Below are 19,161 nucleotides of genomic sequence, written 5' to 3'. Positions count from 1 at the left end.
TACACTCAGCCGAACAGCAGGTAGAGCGTCACGCCGGCGATGACGACGACCACAAGGCAGCCCAGCTGGACCTGCCACGGCACGATCCGCTCAACCAGATAGCCGACCGGATCGAGCGGATCGATCGGCGCGGTCACGGCACCAGCACCGTGTCGACCGCCTCCGCCGCCGCCTCCGGATAATCGAGCGTGTAGTGCAGCCCGCGGCTTTCGTGGCGGCTCAGCGCGCTGCGCACGGTGAGGTCGGCGACCTCGACCAGATTGCGCAGTTCGATGAGGTCGGGAGTGACCCGGAAGTTGCGATAATAGTCGCCGACTTCCTGGCGCAGCAGGTCGATTCGGTGCTTGGCGCGCTCGAGCCGCTTGGTGGTGCGCACGATGCCGACGAAATTCCACATGAAGCGGCGGATTTCGCCCCAGCATTGCTGGATCACCACCTCCTCGTCGCTGTCGGTCACTCGGCTCTCGTCCCACGCGCGGATCGCAGGCACCTGCGGCAGTTCGTCCCAATGCGCGGCGATGTGCCGCGCCGCCGCTTCGCCGAACACCAGGCACTCGAGCAGCGAGTTCGACGCCAGCCGGTTGGCGCCGTGGAGGCCCGACTGGGTCACCTCGCCCGCCGCGTACAGGCCGGGCGCATCGGTCCGCCCGTCGAGATCGACCAGCACGCCGCCGCAGGTGTAATGCTGCGCCGGCACGACCGGGATCGGCTGGCGGGTGATGTCGATGCCGAGCGCGAGCAACTTGTCGTAGATCGTCGGGAAGTGCGCACGGACGAACTCGGGCTCGCGGTGCGATATGTCGAGGTGGACGAAGTCGAGCCCGTCGCGCTTGATCTCGCTGTCGATCGCCCGCGCCACGATGTCGCGCGGCGCGAGCTCGGCGCGCGCGTCGTAATCGGGCATGAAGCGGTGGCCGGTCTCGGGGTGCTTGAGCAGACCGCCCTCGCCGCGCACCGCCTCGGTGATCAGGAAGTTCTTGACCGTGAGGTTGTACAGGCAGGTCGGGTGGAATTGCATGAATTCCATGTTCGAGATGCGGCATCCGGCGCGCCACGCCATGGCGATCCCGTCGCCGGTCGCGCCGCGCGGAGCGGTTGAATAGAGGTAGGCGCGGCCGGCCCCGCCGGTGGCGAGGATGGTGGCCCGCGCGGTCAGCGTCTCGACGCTGCCGGTCTGGCGGTTGAACGCGTACAGCCCGTGCACCGCGCCGGAGGTCGAGAAGTCGGCGCTGTGGCGGCCGGTAGCGAGGTCGATCGCCACCCGGTCGGTCAGCAAAGTGATGTTGGGGTGCGCCGCCGCCGCCTTCTCAAGCGCGTGGGCGATCGCCCAGCCGGTGGCGTCGGCGACATGGACGATCCGCCGGTGGCTGTGCCCGCCTTCCCGCGTCAAATGCCAGCCGGCGCCGTCGTCATCGATGTTGAACGGCACGCCCAGTTCGGCCAGCCGGGCGATCGCCGCCGGCGCTCCGGCGACGACATGCTCGACCACCGCCCGGTCGTTCAGGCCCGCGCCCGCCTCGATCGTATCCGCGACATGCGCGTCGAAGCTGTCGCCTTCCTCGAGCACCGCGGCGATCCCGCCCTGCGCCCATTCGGTTGCCCCGCCGCCGAGCGCGCCCTTGGCCAGCACCGCCACCCGCCGCTCGCCCGCCAGGTTGAGCGCCGCGGTCAGCCCCGCCGCCCCCGACCCGACGATCAGGACGTCGAAGCTCCCCTCCCGCTCGCGGGAGGGGCCGGGGGTGGGCAGCGGCGCGCTCACGCGCTCGCCCGGGTCAGCGCCAGGAACACGTCCTCGAGGTCCGGGTCCTTGGTCGAGATTTCGACGATGTCATAACCTTCGCGCGCCAGCGCGGTCAGCACCTCGCCGGCGTTGACCCGGTCCTTGCGGTACTGGATCTCGACCGTCCGCTCGCCGGTCTGCTCGACCCGATCGAAGCAGCTTGCGTCGGGCAGGCTGGTGATGGCGCGGTCGAACTCCACCGCCACGACCTTGTCCTGCGCCTTGGCGATCAGCTCGCGCGTCGGCTCGTTGGCGATCAACCGGCCGTGGTTGATGATCGCGATGCGGTCGCACAATTGCTCGGCTTCCTCGAGATAATGCGTGGTCAGCACCACCGTCACGCCGTCGTCGTTCAGCCGCTTGACGAACTCCCACAGCAATTGCCTCAGCTCGATGTCGACCCCCGCCGTCGGCTCGTCGAGCACCAGGATCGGTGGGCTGTGGACCATCGCCTTGGCGACCAGCAGCCGCCGCTTCATCCCCCCCGACAACGTCCGCGCATAGGCGCCCGCCTTGTCGCTCAGATGCACTTCCGCGAGCAGCCGGTCAGTGATCCGCTCGCCCTTCGGCACGCCGTACAGCCCGGCCTGGATCTCGAGCGCCTCGCGCGGGGTGAAGAACGGGTCGAACAGCAATTCCTGCGGAACGATGCCGATCGAGCGCTTGGCGTTGCGCGGATTCTTGTCGATGTCGAACCCCCACACCCGCGCGCTCCCGCCGCTCTTGGTGACCAGCCCGGCGAGAATGTTGATCAGCGTCGACTTGCCCGCGCCATTGGGCCCCAGCAGTCCGAAGATCTGCCCCTGCGGAACGTCGAAGCTGACCTCGTCGAGCGCCCGCTTGCCGCCGGCATAGGTCTTGCTCAACCGGTCGATGGCGATGGCGGCTTCGGTCATGGTGCGCGGCATAGCGAGGCCGTGCGATAAAGCACAATGGCTTCAAACCGCGGTTAATGCCGCGTTGACCCTGCGCTTCGCCGCGACGGCCGTTCGTCGGCCACGCCGCCACACATGCTCAACAACCCTGGTTAACCCGCCGCTCACCCCCTTCGTCGACCCTTTGCTCTAACCTTCACCGCATAATCGCTCGACGATTTCGTGGGGAGTATCACCAGTGGACATTCGCATTCTCGGCGCGGCCCTTGCCGCCGCCACTTTGTGCTGCGCGCCGGCCGCCGCGGCCGACGGCAATCCAGCCAGCGAGACCGGCGAGGGCAAGGTCATCGTATTGAGCCCGCTCTCGTTCATCACCATCGAGGACCTCGACTTCGGCTCGGTCATCGTCCCCGCCTCGGGTAACGGCCTGGTCACCGTCGACGCGCTCACCGGCGCCGCCACCTACAGCAACATCGATTATGTCGGCGGCCTCACCAACGCGCCGCAGCGCGGCCGCTTCATCGGTTCGGGCAGCGCCAACCAGGTGGTCTATGTCACCACCGTCCTCCCGACCAAGCTCGAGAAGACCCCCGGCGGCCCGTCCGTCCCGGTCAATCTCAAGCTCGACCGCGGCACCAATTCCCTGGGCGCCCACGTCTATGTCGTCGATCCGCTGTGGCTGACCTACGAGATCGGGGTCGGCGGAACGCTTACCGTCCCGACCGGCACCGAGCCCGGCATCTACAGCGCCACCTTCGACGTCACCGCCACCTATCAGTGATTGTCAAAGCCGGCGGCGCGCGGGTAAGGCTCCTGGCCATGCTCCCGCCGCCCGAAACCCTTCGCACCAAGTCGCTGCGCGTAATGTGCGACGGCTCGGGCGCCGTCCCCGCCGCGCTCGGCCACCCGCGCGTCTATCTGCACATCGACGACAGCGGCTTCGTCGATTGCGGCTATTGCGACCGCCGCTTCATCCTCGAGGGCGGCCCGGCCGACCTCCCGGAACCGCCTGAAGCCTCATGAGCGCCGATCCGCGCGCCTTCCTCTACCGCGATCTCGATCCCGACGCCGCGCAGCGGCTCGCCACCCGCCACCTCGCCGCCCACGACGACGGCGAGCTCTACCTCCAATATGCCATCAGCGAGGCGTTCGGCTTCGACGATGGCCGCCTCAAGACCGCCGACTACAATGTCAGCTCGGGCTTCGGCCTGCGCGGGGTGAGCGGCGAGCGCACCGGCTTCGCCCACGCCAGCGAGATCAGCGCCGCGGCGATCGACCGCGCCGCCGCCACCCTCCAACTGCTCGATCCCAAGGGCGCCCACGCGCCCGATCCGCCGCGCACCAACCGCGCGATGTATGCCGGCGACGACCCGCTCTCGGCCGTCCCGTTCGCGCAGAAGGTCGCGCTGTGCGAGGCGATCGACGCCGCCGCCCGGAAACGCGATCCGCGGGTCGAGCAGGTCAGCGTCAACCTCGCCGCCAGCTGGAGCGTGATCGACATCGTCCGCGCCGGCGGCTTCGTCGCCAGCGACGTCCGCCCTTTGGTCCGCCTCGGTATCCAGATCGTGGCGAAAGAGGGCGACCGCCGCGAGACCGGCTACCACGGCCTCGGCGGCCGCTACCTCTACGACGATTTGCTCAACCCTGAGACGTGGAACCGGGCGATCGACCTCGCGCTCGCCCAGGCGCTCACCAACCTGCGCTCGGTCGACGCCCCCGCCGGCGAGATGCCCGTCGTGTGCGGCCCCGGCTGGCCCGGAGTCCTGCTCCACGAGGCGGTCGGCCACGGGCTCGAGGGCGATTTCAACCGCAAGCGCACCTCGGCCTTCTCCGGGCGAATCGGCGACACCGTCGCAGCGCCCGGCGTGACGGTGATCGACGACGGCACGCTCGAGCGCCGCCGCGGCAGCCTGACCATCGACGACGAGGGCACGCCGACTGCGCGCAATGTGCTGATCGAGGACGGCCGGCTGGTGGGCTACATGCAGGACCGCCTCAACGCCCGCCTGATGGGCGTTCCCGCCACCGGCAACGGCCGCCGCGAAAGCTACGCCCACGCGCCGATGCCGCGCATGACCAATACCTTCATGCTCGCCGGCACCGACGATCCGGACGAGCTCGTGACCCGGGTCAAGGACGGCATCTACGCCAAGAGCTTCGGCGGCGGCCAGGTCGACATCACCAGCGGCAAATTCGTCTTTTCCTGCACCGAGGCCTACCGCATCCGCGGCGGCAAGATCGCCGAACCGGTCAAGGGCGCAACCCTCATCGGCGACGGCCCGACCGTCCTCACCCGGGTCACCGGGATCGGCCACGACCTCCAGCTCGACGAAGGCATCGGCGTCTGCGGCAAAGCGGGCCAGTCGATCCCCGCCGGAGTCGGCCAGCCCACCCTGTTGGTCGACGGCCTCACCGTCGGCGGAACCGCGGCAGCAAGCTGATCCAAACCCCGTCGCCCCAGCGAAGGCTGGGGCCTATGCCCCACGACAACGCGCAAATGGCGAGGCATGGATGCCAGCCTTCACCCGTCATCGGGTGAAGTTTATCCTGAGCGACGCCGCAGGCGACGTCGAAGGAATGGCATGACGGCAAAAAAATCCCCTAATCCCGCAGCAGATGCCTTACCGGATCGAGCGAAAACCCCGCCCCCTCGGCGCACCGTTCGAGCTCGTCGCGGTCGACCCCGTCCTCGCTCTTCGCGACTGCCCAGGCCAGCGCCGAGCGGTTGCCGGATCGGCAGAAGGCCAGCATCCGGCCGTCGCCGCAGGCGTGCATCGCCTCGCGCATCGCCTCGATGTCGCTCGGCCCCATGCCGCGCGCGATCGGCACGTGGCGATAGTCGAGCCCGGCGGCCCGCGCCGCGGCCTCGATGTCGGCTCCGGCCGGCTGGCCCTCGTCCTCGCCGTCGGGGCGGTTGTTGACCACCAGGGTTACGCCCAGCGCCTTCAGTTCGGCGATATCCTCGGGCGAAATCTGCCCGCCGATCAGCGTCTTCTCGTCAAGCTGGCGATGCATCGGCGTGTCCTTCCATGGCCTCGGCCAGCGCGGCGAGCAGCGATTCGCCGTGGCGTTCCAGCTTGATATCGCCAATCCCCTCGACGCGCGACAGTTCCGCCGCGTTTCCCGGGCGCGCCGCAGCGACCGCGCGAAGCGTCGAATCGTGGAAGATCACATAAGGCGGCACGCCCTGCGCCTTCGCCCGCTCGCGCCGCCACGCGCGCAACGCCTCGAACAACGGGTCGTGCGGCAAATCGTCCCCGCCGCGCCGGTTGCGCCGCTTGCGCACCGGGGGGACCGCGATCACCACCGCTTCCTCGCCCTTCAGGATCGGCCGCGCGCCGGGCCCGAAGCTCAGCCCGCCGAAATCGTCGCTGCGCAGCGCGTCGCGCGCCATCAGCGTCCGCGCCACCGGCCGCACCAGCGCCAGCTCGTCGGCCCCCATGATCCCGAACACGCTCAGGCGATGATGGCCGAAGCCGCGCACCCGCTCATTGTCGTCGCCGCCGAGCACCGCCGCCAGATGGGCGATGCCGAAGCGCATTTCCGTCCGGAACGCCGCCGACAGCAGCTTGCGCGCCACCTCGCTGACGTCGATCGTCGCCGGCGGCTCCAGGCAATTGTCGCAATTGCCGCACTGCTCCGGCGGCTCCTCGCCGAAATGGCGCAGCAGGATCGCCCGCCGGCAGGTCGCGGATTCGACCAGCGCCGCCAGCGCGTTGAGCCGCTCGCGCTCTCCCGCCCGCCGCTCTGGCTCGACCTCGGTCTCGATCCGCCGCCGCGCCCGCGCGAAATCGTCGGCGCCCCAGAACAGCCACGCCTCGGCCGGCTCGCCGTCGCGCCCGGCACGCCCGGTCTCCTGGTAAAAGGCCTCGATCGACTTGGGGATTCCGGCATGGGCGACGAACCGCACGTCGGGCTTGTCGATGCCCATGCCGAAGGCGACCGTCGCCGCCATCACCATCTCCTCGGAGCGCACGAACGCGTCCTGGTTGCGGCGGCGGATCGCGGGCTCGAGGCCCGCGTGATAGGCCAGCACCGGCCGCTTGCCGCTCAATTGCTCGGCCAGTTTCTCGGTCGCCGCGCGGCTGGTGGCATAGACGATGCCCGGCCCCGGCTGGTCGGCGAGCAGCGCCTTCAACTGCCGGCCGATGCCGTCGCGCGGCCGCACGTGATAGCGGATGTTGGGCCGGTCGAAGCCGGCGACGATCAGCCCGTCGCTTGGAATCCCGAGCTGGGCGAGGATGTCGGCTCGGGTGCGCTGGTCGGCGGTCGCGGTCAGCGCCAGCCGCGGCACGTCGGCGTGGCGGTCGAGCAGCGGTCGAAGTAGGCGATAGTCGGGGCGGAAGTCGTGGCCCCATTCGCTGACGCAATGCGCCTCGTCGATCGCGAACAGGGCGATCGGCACCTCGTCGATCAGGCTTGCGAAACCCGGCGTCGTCGCCCGCTCCGGCGCGACATAGAGCAAATCGAGTTTGCCCGAGCGCAGCGCGGACTGGATCGCGGCAGGGTCGTCGCTGGCGCTGGTCAGCGCCGCGGCGCGAATGCCGAAGCCCTCGGCGCTGCGCACCTGGTCGTGCATCAGCGCGATCAGCGGCGACACCACGATCCCGGTCCCCGGCCGCGCCAGCGCGGCGAGCTGGTAGGTCAGGCTTTTGCCCGCCCCGGTCGGCATCACCGCCAGCGTGTGCCGTCCCGCCACCGCCCGCTCGACCACATCCCGCTGCACCCCGCGAAAGGCGGAAAAGCCGAAGCGCTGGTGGAGGAGGGCGGCAAGGTCGGACAAGGCGCCGCGATCCTTGGCCAAACCATGCCCGGCGCACAAGGCGGGCCGGCGCAGCGATCGCGATTGCGCGTGCCGCCCGATGCGCCATATGGTCGATCGGGGACATTGTGGGGGCAAGAGATGACCGTAAACGCCGAACAGACCAGTCTGGGCGAATTGCGCCGCGGCTTTCGCGAGGGCAGCACCAATTCCATGCCGATTGCCGGCATGCTCGTCTGGGCCGGGCTCGGCATCGCCGCGCTGTTCCTGTCCGAACGGACCGCCAGCACCCTCGCGCTCTACGTGATGGCCGCGATCATGCCCTTGGCCTACGTTCTCGACCGGCTTCGCGGCCGAAATCTGTTCTCCGGCGGCGACGATCCGCTGACCAAGCTGTTCCTGCTCAATATCCTGATGATCGGGCTGACCATCCCGCTGATCGTGATCGGCGCGGCCGGCGGCCAGCCTTTGCTCGTCCTTCTCGGCATGGCGGTGCTCGCCGGGATCATCTGGATTCCCTACGGCTGGGCGGCGGACGACCCCACCGGGCTGGTCCACGGCATTGCCCGGGCGGTGGGCTGCTATCTCGCCTACGCCTTCGTCCCCGCGCCATGGACCGCCTCGGCGATCTGCGCGGTTGTCGTCCTCGCCTATATCTACTCGCTGGCCGCGATGCGCCCGACCGGGCCGCAGCCGTCTGCCGCCTGAGCGGTCAGTCCGCCGCCTGCTCCAGTTCGCGCTCGGCCTGCTGGCGTTTCCACAGTTCGGCGTAGAGCCCGCCCTTGCCAAGCAGTTCGCCATGGGTGCCGCGTTCGGCGATCGCGCCATTATCGAGCACGACGATCTGGTCGGCGCCGACGATGGTCGACAGGCGGTGGGCGATGATGATCGTCGTCCGCCCGCTGGCGGCGGCGGCGAGCGTGTCCTGGATCGCTTCCTCGGTGCGGCTGTCGAGCGCGCTGGTGGCCTCGTCGAGGATCAGGATCGGCGGGTCCTTGAGCAGCGTCCGGGCGATCGCCACGCGCTGTTTCTCGCCGCCGCTGAGCTTCAATCCGCGCTCGCCGACCATCGAATCGTAACCGTTCGGAAGCGCCGCGATGAAGCGGTCGATGGCGGCCCCCGCGGCGGCCTGTTCGATCTCCGCCTGGCTCGCTCCGGCACGGCCGTAGCCGATGTTGTAACCTATTGAATCATTGAACAAAACCGTGTCCTGTGGGACGATCCCAATGGCCTCCCGCAAGCTCGTCTGCGAAACCACTGCAATGTCCACTCCATCGATCGTAATGCGCCCCGCGGTGGGGTCGTAGAAGCGGTACATCAGCCGCGCCAAAGTCGACTTCCCCGCCCCCGACGGGCCGACGATGGCGACGCTGGTCCCGGCCGGCACCTCGAAGCTGACGCCCTTCAGGATAATCCGCTCGGGCTCGTAACCGAACGCCACCTCCTCGAACCGGATCGCCCCCGCCTTGACCTCGAGCGGCGGGGCGCCTGGCACATCGACGATCTCGGCCGGCGTATCGAGCAGGCTGAACATCTGCTCCATGTCGATCAGCCCCTGCTTGATCGAGCGATAGACCCAGCCGAGCATGTCGAGCGGCCGGAACAGCTGGAGCAGCAGGCCATTGACCAACACCACGTCGCCGGCGGTGAAGCGGCCCTCGCTCCACCCCCACACCGTATAAGCCATCGCCCCGGCCAGCATCGCCGCGGTGATCAGGCTCTGGCCGATGTTGAGCCAGGCGAGGCTGGTCTCGTTCTTGACCGCCGCCTTGGCATAGGCACCGATCGCTTGGTCGTAGCGCGCCGCCTCGCGCTCCTCGGCGCCGAAATATTTGACCGTCTCGTAGTTCAGCAGGCTGTCGACCGCCCGGCCGATGGCGAGGTTGTCGACCTCATTCATGTCGCGCCGAAGCTGGTTGCGCCAGTCGGTCACCCAGCGCGTGAAGGCAATGTAAGCGACGACCATCGCCAGCGTCGCGGCGACCATGCCGATGCCGAACTTGAAGTAGAAGATGACGCAAATCGCGATCAGTTCGATCGCCGTCGGCGCGATGTTGAACAGGATGAAGTACAGCATCATGTCGATGCTCTTCGTCCCGCGCTCGACGATCTTGGTCAGGCTCCCGGTGCGCCGCTCGAGGTGAAAGCGCAGGCTCAGCGAATGGACGTGGCGGAACACCTGGGCCGCGAGCCGCCGCGCCGCATCCTGCCCGACCTTCTCGAACAGCGCATTGCGCAAATTGTCGAACAGCACGCTGCCAAGCCGCGCCCCGGCATAAGCCAGGACCAGCAACACGACCGCACCCGCCGCCCCCGGGTTGATGGGCGGCACTGCCATCGAATCGACCACCCACTTGAGTGCGTAGGGGACGGTCAGCCCGATCGCCTTGCCGGCCAGCACCAGCAGGATCGCGACCACCACCCGGATGCGAAGCTCGACCGCGTCCTTCGGCCACAGCATCGGCAGAAAGCGCAGAAGGACTGCGAAGCTGCCCCCTGGCTTATCGGTCGAAGGGGCGTCGTCCATCGCTGTTGCAATTAGGCATCGCCGCCCTCCGCTTCAATTGGATGCGACGAACCGTTTGGAACTCAACATTAATTCCCGGGTTCAATGGGCAAGTCATCGGCGGAGTGAGCGTTATGGGCCCGGTTGGTTATGTGATTGCGATCCTCGGTTGCTCCGACGGCGGCAGCTCATGCCAGGTCGCCGCCACGCTGGCTCCGCGTTACGAGAGCGCCGCGCAATGCCATGCGGCCCGCGAGTCCGCGCTCGACGCCAATACCGATCTCGACTTCCCGACGCTGGTGGCCGAATGCCGCCGCTCGTCGGGTACCCCGGCCGCCGCCAATGGCAAGCGCGTCCCGGCACGCGCCGTCGGGACCGCCGCCTAGAGCCGCCAGGGCTGGACAGCCCCTCGCCCCGGGTTCATCCCCGGAGGTGGTTTGACCTCTCCCGCCGCTTCTTACCGCCTCGGACCGTTGTCGTGGCTCGCGCTCAACGCGATCCTCGCGTGGTACAAACTGTCGGGCTGGCGTCCGCATTGTCCGCTTCCGGATATCCCGAAGATGGTCATCGTCGGAGCGTCGCACACCAGCAATTGGGATTTCCTAGTGTTCCTAGGAACGGTCCACGCGGTAGGCCGACGGGTCCGTTTCATCGGCAAGCACAGCCTGTTCCGCTGGCCGATGGGCGGTTTCATGCGCGCGCTCGGCGGGGTTCCGGTCGACCGCGGCAAATCGCAGGACCTGGTGGCCCAGATCGTCGAGCAGTTCGCGGCGGATGAGGATTTCGTCCTGATCGTCGCTGCCGAGGGCACGCGTTCGCGCACGACGCGCTGGCGCACCGGCTTTTACCAGATCGCTCTGCGGGCCGGGGTGCCGATCGTCTGCGCCGGTCCGGACTATCCAGCTAAGCGCGGGATCTTTGGACCGGTCATCCATCCGACCGGCGACTATGAGGCGGACATGGCGCCGGCCTTCGCCTTTTTCCGATCCCTAAAGCCGCGCCATCCCGAGCGGGCCGCCTTCCCTGGGGATCCGGAATAGCAAATTTTCCCAAACGATAGGCCACGACGCGGCGATAATCTTCGCCGCGTTTCTTGGCACCATTGAGAACATTCAATAATTTTCAATTGGCACGCTCCCTGCATTGTCTGGTCATCCCCGATTGTCGGGGTCAACCAAGGAGCAAGACCAATGACCTACTCTTCGATCCGCGAAACCGCCGTCACTTTCGCCGGCGCCTTCCTTACCGCCATGCTGTTCGTCAGCGCCGCTGTCGGCCCGCTGCCGATCGCCTGACCCGAGCCTTCAATAGGACCTTCGAGCGATGAACGGACGTTTTGTGATCAACCGCCAGCACGGCAAGGTGATGGGCGTCGCCGCCGGCCTTGCCGACTGGACGGGCATCGATGCCCTTCTCATCCGGCTCGGCCTCTTCGCCCTGCTGCTGATGACCGGGCCCATCGTCATCCTGTTCTACCTCCTGACCGGCTGGCTCGCTGCGGCACGCTGAGGCACTGTGGCCGGCATGCCACGCAAACATGGTTACTTTCCGGTAACGAACATTAACGCATTCCTTTAACGACGCGGTCCACCCAGTTTCGCCGCCGCAACGAACGGCGAGGCTGGCAATGGCAAACTGGCGACTGGCGATCCTGGTTTTTGCGGGCTGCTGCGCGGCATCTACCGCCCCGGCCCAGACGGTGGTCGGACCCGACTCCAAGCCCGGGCGCTACAATCGCCTTCACGACATGGCCGCCAGACCGACGCCCACCATCGCACCCGCCAAGCCCGACGTGTTCGGAACCGCGGCGATCGGCGCTGGCGTCACTTTCTACGACGCCCGCTTTCGCCGAGTTTCCGTGGCCGATCGCGATCATCCCGAGATCCGCGCTCTTGCCGAACCGCTCCGCGGCCTCCCCCCGGAACAACAGCTTGCCGCGGCGCAATCGGCGGTCGCCAAGCGGGTGCGCTGGACCCATGACCTGGACAACATGCGCGTCGCCGACTTCTGGTCGAACGCCGCGGAGACGCTCCAGCGGGGCACCGGCGACAGCGAGGATATTGCGATCGTGGTCATGCAGGTGCTCAAGGCCGCCGGCTTCAGTCCGCGGGATCTTTACCTGTCGATCGGCCGTCATCGCCAGGCCGGGACCCATGTGGTCCTGCTGGCGCGCACGCCGTCGGGCTTCATGATGATCGACGACCGTGCCGGACGGCCGCTTCCGGCCACTGCCGAAGCGCTCTTCTCTCCGGTGATGACGGTGGGCCTCGGCAAGAGTTGGCTTCACGGACGCCGACTCAGCGGGGCATCCGCCCACGCCAGCGCACGCTAGCTTCCGCCGCCCCGGCACGGTACGCTTCCCGCCTGCCAGCTTAAGGGAGTCGCGCTATGCGCCAGTTCGTTTTCGCCACCATCGTGGCCCTGCTCGCCGCCGCTCCGTCGACCGCCGCGCTGGAGAAGGGCGTCCGGGCGCCGGATTTCGCCACCACCGGATCGCTTGGCGGCAAGGAGTTCAAGCTGCAGTTGAAGCAGCAACTCAAGCGCGGGCCGGTCGTGCTCTACTTCTTTCCCAAGGCATTTACCGAGGGCTGCACGCTGGAATCGCGGGCGTTCAGCCAAGCGATGCCGGAATTCAAAAAAGCCGGAGCGCAAGTGATCGGCATGAGCAGTGACGACCTTGCCACGCTTAAGCGCTTCTCCAAGGAGGAATGCCGCGACGCCTTTCCGGTCGCCAGCGCCACCCCGACGATCGTCAAAGCCTATGACGTCACGCTCAAGGCGAAACCGGAGCTGACCAAGCGCACCAGCTACGTGATCGACCGCAGCGGCCGGATCGTCATGGTTCATGACGACATGAAGTGGAGCGAGCACGTCACCAAGAGCCTTGCCGCAGTGCGGGCGCTGAAACGCTAGGGCGGGCGGCGATGGCGGACCGGATGACAAGCTTCGCCGACTTCTGGCCCTATTATCTGCGCGAGCACAGCAAGCCCGAAACCCGGGCGCTGCATTATGTGGGGACCAGCCTGGCAGTGGCGTTCCTGGTGACTGCGCTGGTGCTCGGGAGATGGTGGATGCTCCTGCTGTTCCCGGTCGCCGGCTATCTGTTCGCCTGGATCGGCCATTTCGGGATCGAGAAGAACCGGCCGGCGACGTTCACCTATCCCGGCTGGTCGCTCGCCGCCGACTTTAAGATGTGGTGGCTGTGGCTGACCGGGCGGCTCGGGCCCGAACTGCGCCGCGCCGGGGTCGAGCCGCAATGAAGCCTTTGGCCGCGATGGCCGGTCTGCTGCTCGCCGGTTGCGCCACCATCGCGCCGCCGGCGCCGGCTGATTCGTTCATGGCTGCGATCGCCCAGCATTGCGGCAAGGCGTACGAGGGGCGGGTCGTCAGCAACGACCCGGCCGACGCCGACTTCGCCGGCAAGCGTTTGGTGATGCACGTCCGCGACTGCCGGGCGGACGAAGTGCGCATCCCGTTTCACGTCGGCGACGACCGGTCGCGGACCTGGGTGGTGACGCGCACCGCCAATGGAGTGCGGCTGAAGCACGACCACCGCCACGCCGACGGGACCAGCGACGTGCTGACGATGTATGGCGGCGAGACGGCGGACACAGGTAGCGCCAGCCGCCAGGCCTTTCCGGTCGACGCCGAATCGATCGCGCTGTTCCGCCGCGAGAAGCGCGAGGTGTCGGTGACAAATGTGTGGGCGATGGAAATCCATCCGCGGATGTTCGCGTACGAGCTGCGCCGGCCACCGATGCTGGGCGGGCGCTTCTTCCGGGTAGAGTTCGACCTCGTCCGTCCGGTGCCGCCGCCACCGCCGCCCTGGGGCAGCTGAGCGCTGATCCCTTGCAACCGGCTGCGGCGACCATAGGTTGGATGCGGACCCCTTTTTGAGGAGCACAGACATGGCCCACGGCCCAATGGCCTGCCCGATCGACGGAACGACGCTGGTGATGAGTGAGCGGCAGGGCATCGAGATCGACTATTGCCCAAGCTGCCGCGGCGTGTGGCTCGACCGGGGCGAGCTCGACAAGATCATCGAGAAGAGCGCCGGCGACATGGCGCCTCCTCCTCCACCGCAGCAGCAGCAGCAGGCCGCTCCGCCGCCTCCGCCGCAGGGAAGCGCGCCGTGGGGTGCGCCGCCGCCCCCTCCGCCGGGCTATGGCTATGACCCGCGCTATGGGCACAAGCCGTACAAGCGGCGGAAGAGCTTCCTTGAGGAACTATTCGATTAGGCGACCCTAGCGCCGGAGAGCTAGCCGAGCCGCTTCCGGTTGGCCCGCACGTGGCGACGGTAAACGCTCAAGGCCTTGCGCGCGGCGGAGTCAGGGGTGTGCGGGCGGCCGCGCGCGGCTGCGGCGGAAAGCGCACCCGCAAGTTCGAAGCCCGCCGCAACCTTCTCGCCAACCATGCGCTCGGCTTCGCGGCTAGCCGCGGCCCCGCCGGCCATCAGCTTGAACGTGCGCAGCAGCATCACCGCGCCCGCCTCGGCCGAAAGGATGGCGGCATCGGTCATCAGGCCGGGCCAGAAGTGGGTGGGATTGCGGGGCAATGGCTTTCCTTTGTCGGTGGGCAGGAGCCCAACGCGCGGGGTAGAGCGATGGGGCCGACTACTAGTCCGCTTTGACGTAAAGGTCTCCGGCGGCGCGGTAGCGCTCGGACATTCGGGCCATGCCCGCTTCGGTCTCTTCTCCGAGGGCCTCTCCACCGTCCCGCATCTGTAGCTCCGGCTCGTTCCCCTCCCCGTTCCGGGGAGGATTCAAGCGGGCAAACTCCCTCACTTCCTGGCTGATCTTCATAGAGCAGAATTTGGGGCCACACATCGAGCAGAAATGGGCGGTCTTGGCACCCTCAGCGGGGAGGGTCTGGTCGTGATAGTTCTCAGCGGTGTCGGGATCGAGGCTGAGATTGAACTGATCGCGCCAGCGAAACTCGAAGCGCGCGCGGGAGAGCGCGTCGTCGCGCAGGCGGGTGGCGGGGTGGCCCTTAGCGAGATCGGCGGCGTGGGCGGCGAGCTTGTAGGTGACGACCCCGACCTTGACGTCGTCGCGGTCGGGCAGGCCGAGATGCTCCTTGGGCGTGACGTAGCAAAGCATCGCCGTGCCGTACCAGCCGATCATCGCCGCGCCGATGCCGCTGGTGATGTGGTCGTAGCCCGGCGCGATGTCGGTGGTCAGCGGGCCGAGCGTATAGAAGGGCGCCTCGCCGCAGACCTCGAGCTGCTTGTCCATGTTCTCCTTGATCTTGTGCATCGGCACGTGGCCAGGGCCTTCGATCATCACCTGGACGTCCATCGCCCAGGCGCGCTTGGTCAGCTCGCCCAAAGTGTAGAGCTCGGCGAACTGTGCCTCGTCATTGGCGTCGGCAATGCTGCCAGGGCGGAGGCCGTCGCCGAGGCTGTAGGCGATGTCGTAGGCGCGGCAGATCTCGCTGATCTCGTCGAAATGCTCGTAGAGGAAGCTCTCACGGTGATGGGCGAGGCACCATTTGGCCATGATCGAGCCGCCGCGGCTGACGATCCCGGTGACCCTTTTGGCGGCGAGCGGGACGTAGGGCAGGCGCACCCCGGCGTGGATGGTGAAATAGTCGACGCCCTGCTCGGCCTGCTCGATCAGCGTGTCGCGGAAGATCTCCCAGGTCAGATCCTCGGCAATTCCGCCGACCTTTTCGAGCGCCTGGTAGATGGGCACGGTGCCGATCGGGACCGGCGAGTTGCGGATGATCCACTCGCGAGTATCGTGGATGTTGCGGCCGGTGCTGAGATCCATGACCGTGTCAGCGCCCCAGCGGATCGACCACACCATCTTGTCGACTTCGGCGGCGACGTCGGACGCGACCGCGCTGTTGCCGATGTTGGCGTTGATCTTGACCAGGAAATTGCGGCCGATCGCCATCGGCTCGGATTCCGGGTGGTTGATGTTGCTGGGAATGATGGCACGGCCGCGGGCGACCTCGTCGCGGACAAACTCGGGGGTGATCTGGTCGGGGATGGCGGCGCCGAAGCTCTCGCCGTCGCGCGGCCCGGCCTCACGGGCGTTGGCTCGCAGCAGGTTCTCGCGGATGGCGACATATTCCATCTCGGGCGTGACGATGCCGCGGCGCGCGTAATGCATCTGGGTGACGTTGGCACCGGCTTTGGCGCGGAGCACTCGGCGGCGGACGTTGGGGAAGGGGGCGACGCCGCCCGATCGGTTGGGCCCGAGCTGGCCGTTGTCTTCGGGGCGGACCTCGCGCTGAGTCACTTCCTCGACATCGCCGCGGTCGCGAATCCACTCGCGGCGCAGTTCCGGCAAGCCAGCCATGATGTCGATCCGCGCATCGGGATCGGTGTAGGGACCGCTGGTGTCGTAGAGCGTCACCGGCGGCTCTCCGGAAGAAGGCTCGAGCGCGACCTGGCGCATCGCGACGCGAAGGCCGCCGGGCCCCTCGACGTAAACCTTGCGCGAGCCCCGGATCGGGCCGGTGGTGACGGTCAGTTCAGTGCGTGCCGGTACGTCGGCCATATCGTTCGTCCTCTTCCTCCGCCGGGGTCAGCCGGATCAGGTTCACGGGTCGGGCGGTGCGCGTGGCTCGCGGATCGCCCCTCTCAGGCCTGGGCCTCCCCGGGGGGTCCCGTCGTCTTAGGGGCTTGCGCGGCACGGCGCCAGCGGCTTGCTTTACGGCGCCATGCACCTCGTCACCATCCTGCTCCCGATCACTCGCAGCGACGGCTCGCCGCAACCGCGTACGCTGTTCGCCAAGCTTCGCACCGAATTGATCGAAAGGTTCGGCGGCGTGACCTTCTTCTCCCGCGCTCCGGCCGAAGGGCTGTGGGAGGACGAGGGCAAGGTCGAGCACGACCAGATCGTGCTGGTCGAGGTGCTCGTCCAATCGCTGGAGCGCCACTATTGGACCGAGTTGCGGACGCGCCTCGAGCGAGATTTTGCGCAGGATGAGATTTTGATCCGGGCGAGCGCCGTCGAACGATTGTGAGTGCCGCTTCGGCCGCCGGTCGCATCGCCGCCGCCGTTGGTCGAACTTGCCTTCAAACTGTATCATGGCTGCAATACAGCGCGGCAAATCAAGGAGCCTGTCATGTCCAAGCTTGCCGCGTTCATTCTCGCCCTAACGTCCGCCACAGCGCTCGCCGGTCCGGCCAATGCTCAAATCAACATGCGCGGCTCGACGTCCGCCCAAGCCACGGACGAGACGATCGTCGTCACCGGAGCGAAGAAAAAGAAAGAAATCGCTCAAGCACTGAAAAAGCTGATCGAGCCGACCGGCCGGGGGCAGCTCGCCCGGTTCGAGGACAGGGTCTGCCCAATGGTCATCGGAATGCCGCGCGACTGGACGGCGCGGATGAGCCGAATGATCCGCGAGAATATCGCCGCAGTTGGCGGCAAGCTGGAGCCGGTGGGCTGCAAGCCCAATGCGCTGGCGATCTTTATCGATCAGCCGCGTGAGTTGGTCGATGCGCTGCACGACGCAGAGCCGCACTTATTCAACATGACCCCGCGCGAGTATAAACAGTTTGCCGCGCTGCCCGGGCCGATCTGGAGCTGGCACGTGACCGACATGCGCGACCGTGACGGCAATCAGGTCGCACAGGGATCGATGGGCGGAAATGATTTCGCGGTCATCAAGAATGCCGCCGCGACCCGCCTTTACAGCAACATCCGCGAGGACATGCTGGCCGGGTTCGTAGTGATCGATCGCCAGCAAACCGTCGGCCGGACGCTGCGCCAGCTGGCGGACATCACGACCATGCATCTGCTGCTTGACGTCAAGCCGGGCGCGGAACAGCAGGACATGAGTTCAATCCTCTCGCTGTTCCAGCCGCGCGAGAGTGGCGGTTTGGTTCCGGCGCGCTTCTCGTCATTCGACCGTGGGATGCTGACCGGCTTCTACACCCAGCGCGAGAACAATCGGACGGCCGTCCAGCAGCGCGAGAATATCGCTGCCGCCATCAAGAATGGAGCAGGCGAGAAGGCCACCGAGCCGAAGAAGCGCTGACAGCAAAAGGCCGGACGATCGCTCGCCCGGCCGATTGTTCGGCATGAACCGAAGACGTTAGCGGCCGCCGCGCTGCGTTGCTGCGAGCGTCCGCTGCTCAGCGACCGACAGGGTGCCGTCCTTGTTGGTGTCGGCGCGATCGAACTGGGCAGCGGCAGGATTGCGGTGCTCGGCCACGCTCACCTTACCATCCTTGTTCGAGTCGAACCGCTGCAGGAACGCGGCCGGATTGGCCTTGGGCAAGGCCTGGGCAGCGACCACGGCATTGAACTCCGCCAACGAAAGTTGGCCGTTATTATCCTTGTCGAGCTGCTTGAACGCGGCCTCGCGCCCCTTGATCACCTGGGTTTTCCGAGCCGCAAGGGCGCGGTTCTCGGCGGCCTCGATCTCGGATCGGTCGGTGAAGCCGTCCTTGTTGGCGTCGACATTGCCAAACGCCGCATCCAGTTGCTGAAGGACCGTTGTCTTGGCCAGCGGCTGCGGCTGCTGAGCGGCCGGAGCCGTCTGTGCCAGCGCCGGCGTCGCGACGGCCGACATGAGCGCGACAAACATCAATCGATAGGTCAATTCACTCTCCATCTTTGGTCTACTTGATCACGCCCGCGGCGCGCATTTCGGCGATGGTCACGATGCCGTCCTTGTCAGCGTCAATCCCGTCGAAGCTGCGAAGTTTTCCCGCGCGATGCTCGACGAGGCTCACCCGTCCATCCTTATTGGCATCGAACTGTGTCACGAACGGCTGACCGTTCACGGCCGTGGCAGGACGCTGGATCTTGGCGAACTCAACAAAGCTCAACTGGCCGTTTCGATCGCTGTCCAGCTCGGAAAAGGCGGCCCTTGCACGCTGCCCGGCCTGGGCAACGGCGGCGGCACGCAAGAACGCCTCGCTCTCGGCGCGAGTAACCTGACCGTCCTTGTCGGCATCCATTTTAGCGAACTCGCGATCCTGAACCTGGATGTAGGTCGCCCGCGGCACGTCCGAGCCGGCTGTCTGGGCGAGCAGCGGCGCAGCGATTGCAGTCGATAACAGCGCCAGTCCCGGTCGAAACACTCGAAGTTCCCATCGTCGTAAAGCCGTCCGCGCTTAGCGGACGCGGCTGCCTATTCCAAATATCCCGAGGGTCTTGGCGAAGACGGACTTGCGCTGCGCTGAACAGCAGACTGTGGCGCTTTGGCAACAAAACGAAGAAATTGGATTCGGAGCCTTTCAATGCGGATAGGAATCGAAAAGAGAGCGTTGCCA

General features: G+C 67.0%; 24 protein-coding genes. 14 read left to right on the top strand and 10 right to left on the bottom strand.

Annotated features, from left to right (window positions below; all coding sequences use genetic code 11):
• Positions 1-5: 5 nt before the first annotated feature.
• From D0Z60_RS12030 to D0Z60_RS09785, 3 genes are read right to left on the bottom strand one after another with little or no spacing between them, the layout of a single operon-like run.
• Complete coding sequence (locus tag D0Z60_RS12030) at positions 6-137, bottom strand: hypothetical protein (RefSeq protein ID WP_275896715.1); 132 nt, start codon at positions 135-137, stop codon at positions 6-8.
• Positions 134-1,759 (bottom strand): L-aspartate oxidase, encoded by a 1,626-nt coding sequence (gene nadB / locus D0Z60_RS09790; RefSeq protein WP_240325607.1) that lies wholly within the window; start codon positions 1,757-1,759, stop codon positions 134-136. The genes D0Z60_RS12030 and nadB overlap by 4 nt, the downstream gene beginning before the upstream one ends.
• Positions 1,756-2,676, bottom strand: coding sequence for an ABC transporter ATP-binding protein (locus D0Z60_RS09785; protein ID WP_118858542.1), 921 nt, complete (start codon positions 2,674-2,676; stop codon positions 1,756-1,758). Before D0Z60_RS09785 ends, nadB begins: the two co-directional genes overlap by 4 nt.
• 217 nt (positions 2,677-2,893) lie before the next feature.
• Here D0Z60_RS09785 and D0Z60_RS09780 point away from each other — a divergent pair, with 217 nt between their 5' ends.
• From D0Z60_RS09780 to tldD, 3 genes are read left to right on the top strand one after another with little or no spacing between them, the layout of a single operon-like run.
• Positions 2,894-3,436 (top strand): DUF4402 domain-containing protein, encoded by a 543-nt coding sequence (locus tag D0Z60_RS09780; protein ID WP_162888191.1) that lies wholly within the window; start codon positions 2,894-2,896, stop codon positions 3,434-3,436.
• 38 nt (positions 3,437-3,474) lie between these two features.
• Positions 3,475-3,678 carry a zinc-finger domain-containing protein gene (locus D0Z60_RS09775; protein WP_118858059.1) on the top strand — a complete coding sequence of 68 codons (204 nt, stop codon included), beginning with the start codon at positions 3,475-3,477 and terminating at the stop codon, positions 3,676-3,678.
• Positions 3,675-5,096 carry a metalloprotease TldD gene (tldD, locus tag D0Z60_RS09770; RefSeq protein ID WP_118858058.1) on the top strand — a complete coding sequence of 474 codons (1,422 nt, stop codon included), beginning with the start codon at positions 3,675-3,677 and terminating at the stop codon, positions 5,094-5,096. The genes D0Z60_RS09775 and tldD overlap by 4 nt, the downstream gene beginning before the upstream one ends.
• Positions 5,097-5,256: 160 nt before the next feature.
• Here the strand turns inward: tldD and D0Z60_RS09765 are convergent, their stop codons facing one another.
• Together D0Z60_RS09765 and recQ are read right to left on the bottom strand one after the other, a co-directional pair.
• Complete coding sequence (locus D0Z60_RS09765; protein ID WP_118858057.1) at positions 5,257-5,670, bottom strand: protein tyrosine phosphatase family protein; 414 nt, start codon at positions 5,668-5,670, stop codon at positions 5,257-5,259.
• Positions 5,654-7,459, bottom strand: coding sequence for a DNA helicase RecQ (recQ, locus tag D0Z60_RS09760; protein WP_240325606.1), 1,806 nt, complete (start codon positions 7,457-7,459; stop codon positions 5,654-5,656). The genes D0Z60_RS09765 and recQ overlap by 17 nt, the downstream gene beginning before the upstream one ends.
• Positions 7,460-7,558: 99 nt before the next feature.
• Between recQ and D0Z60_RS11950 the strand changes: the two genes are divergently transcribed.
• A complete protein-coding gene (locus D0Z60_RS11950) occupies positions 7,559-8,125 on the top strand; it encodes a DUF7010 family protein (protein WP_118858056.1) in 567 nt (188 codons plus the stop codon).
• A 4-nt stretch (positions 8,126-8,129) separates the two neighbouring features.
• On the opposite strand, the gene D0Z60_RS09750 is transcribed toward D0Z60_RS11950, so the two are convergent.
• Positions 8,130-9,944: an ABCB family ABC transporter ATP-binding protein/permease gene (locus tag D0Z60_RS09750; protein ID WP_118858055.1), complete on the bottom strand. Its 1,815-nt coding sequence runs from the start codon at positions 9,942-9,944 to the stop codon at positions 8,130-8,132.
• A 113-nt stretch (positions 9,945-10,057) separates the two neighbouring features.
• On the opposite strand from D0Z60_RS09750, the gene D0Z60_RS09745 reads away from it, so the two are divergent.
• The 8 genes from D0Z60_RS09745 (at position 10,058) to D0Z60_RS09710 (ending at position 14,161) form a co-directional block, all read left to right on the top strand.
• Entirely contained in the window at positions 10,058-10,309 is a 252-nt protein-coding gene (locus tag D0Z60_RS09745; RefSeq protein ID WP_118858054.1) for a hypothetical protein, read from the top strand.
• 87 nt (positions 10,310-10,396) lie between these two features.
• A complete protein-coding gene (locus tag D0Z60_RS09740) occupies positions 10,397-10,963 on the top strand; it encodes a 1-acyl-sn-glycerol-3-phosphate acyltransferase (protein WP_240325605.1) in 567 nt (188 codons plus the stop codon).
• Positions 10,964-11,246: 283 nt separating this feature from the next.
• Positions 11,247-11,432: a PspC domain-containing protein gene (locus tag D0Z60_RS09735; protein ID WP_118858053.1), complete on the top strand. Its 186-nt coding sequence runs from the start codon at positions 11,247-11,249 to the stop codon at positions 11,430-11,432.
• 118 nt (positions 11,433-11,550) lie between these two features.
• On the top strand, positions 11,551-12,255 hold the full coding sequence (locus D0Z60_RS09730) for a transglutaminase-like cysteine peptidase (protein WP_118858052.1): 705 nt from the start codon (positions 11,551-11,553) through the stop codon (positions 12,253-12,255).
• A 56-nt stretch (positions 12,256-12,311) separates the two neighbouring features.
• Complete coding sequence (locus tag D0Z60_RS09725; RefSeq protein ID WP_118858051.1) at positions 12,312-12,836, top strand: peroxiredoxin; 525 nt, start codon at positions 12,312-12,314, stop codon at positions 12,834-12,836.
• An 11-nt stretch (positions 12,837-12,847) separates the two neighbouring features.
• On the top strand, positions 12,848-13,183 hold the full coding sequence (locus D0Z60_RS09720; protein ID WP_118858050.1) for an Mpo1-like protein: 336 nt from the start codon (positions 12,848-12,850) through the stop codon (positions 13,181-13,183).
• Positions 13,180-13,761: a hypothetical protein gene (locus tag D0Z60_RS09715; RefSeq protein ID WP_118858049.1), complete on the top strand. Its 582-nt coding sequence runs from the start codon at positions 13,180-13,182 to the stop codon at positions 13,759-13,761. The genes D0Z60_RS09720 and D0Z60_RS09715 overlap by 4 nt, the downstream gene beginning before the upstream one ends.
• A 70-nt stretch (positions 13,762-13,831) precedes the next feature.
• Positions 13,832-14,161, top strand: coding sequence for a TFIIB-type zinc ribbon-containing protein (locus tag D0Z60_RS09710; RefSeq protein ID WP_240325604.1), 330 nt, complete (start codon positions 13,832-13,834; stop codon positions 14,159-14,161).
• Positions 14,162-14,181: 20 nt separating this feature from the next.
• Here D0Z60_RS09710 and D0Z60_RS09705 read toward each other — a convergent pair whose 3' ends face one another.
• Both D0Z60_RS09705 and thiC read right to left on the bottom strand, forming a co-directional pair.
• On the bottom strand, positions 14,182-14,442 hold the full coding sequence (locus D0Z60_RS09705) for a hypothetical protein (protein ID WP_118858047.1): 261 nt from the start codon (positions 14,440-14,442) through the stop codon (positions 14,182-14,184).
• Between the two features lie 97 nt (positions 14,443-14,539).
• Entirely contained in the window at positions 14,540-16,429 is a 1,890-nt protein-coding gene (thiC, locus tag D0Z60_RS09700) for a phosphomethylpyrimidine synthase ThiC (RefSeq protein WP_118858046.1), read from the bottom strand.
• Between the two features lie 163 nt (positions 16,430-16,592).
• Between thiC and D0Z60_RS09695 the strand changes: the two genes are divergently transcribed.
• Both D0Z60_RS09695 and D0Z60_RS09690 read left to right on the top strand, forming a co-directional pair.
• Positions 16,593-16,898 (top strand): hypothetical protein, encoded by a 306-nt coding sequence (locus D0Z60_RS09695; protein ID WP_118858045.1) that lies wholly within the window; start codon positions 16,593-16,595, stop codon positions 16,896-16,898.
• Between the two features lie 36 nt (positions 16,899-16,934).
• Positions 16,935-17,918, top strand: a complete 984-nt coding sequence (locus D0Z60_RS09690; RefSeq protein WP_162888190.1) for a hypothetical protein — start codon at positions 16,935-16,937, stop codon at positions 17,916-17,918.
• 57 nt (positions 17,919-17,975) lie between these two features.
• On the opposite strand, the gene D0Z60_RS09685 is transcribed toward D0Z60_RS09690, so the two are convergent.
• Together D0Z60_RS09685 and D0Z60_RS09680 are read right to left on the bottom strand one after the other, a co-directional pair.
• Entirely contained in the window at positions 17,976-18,485 is a 510-nt protein-coding gene (locus D0Z60_RS09685) for an EF-hand domain-containing protein (protein WP_162888189.1), read from the bottom strand.
• Positions 18,486-18,504: 19 nt separating this feature from the next.
• Positions 18,505-18,969 carry an EF-hand domain-containing protein gene (locus tag D0Z60_RS09680; protein WP_118858042.1) on the bottom strand — a complete coding sequence of 155 codons (465 nt, stop codon included), beginning with the start codon at positions 18,967-18,969 and terminating at the stop codon, positions 18,505-18,507.
• Positions 18,970-19,161: the final 192 nt, after the last annotated feature.

Origin of the sequence: Sphingomonas mesophila, from assembly GCF_003499275.1 — a bacterium.
Classification (GTDB): domain Bacteria; phylum Pseudomonadota; class Alphaproteobacteria; order Sphingomonadales; family Sphingomonadaceae; genus Sphingomicrobium; species Sphingomicrobium mesophilum.
The sequence above is the reverse complement of the archived record's forward strand: the minus strand, read 5'-3'. Positions and strand labels throughout refer to the sequence as shown.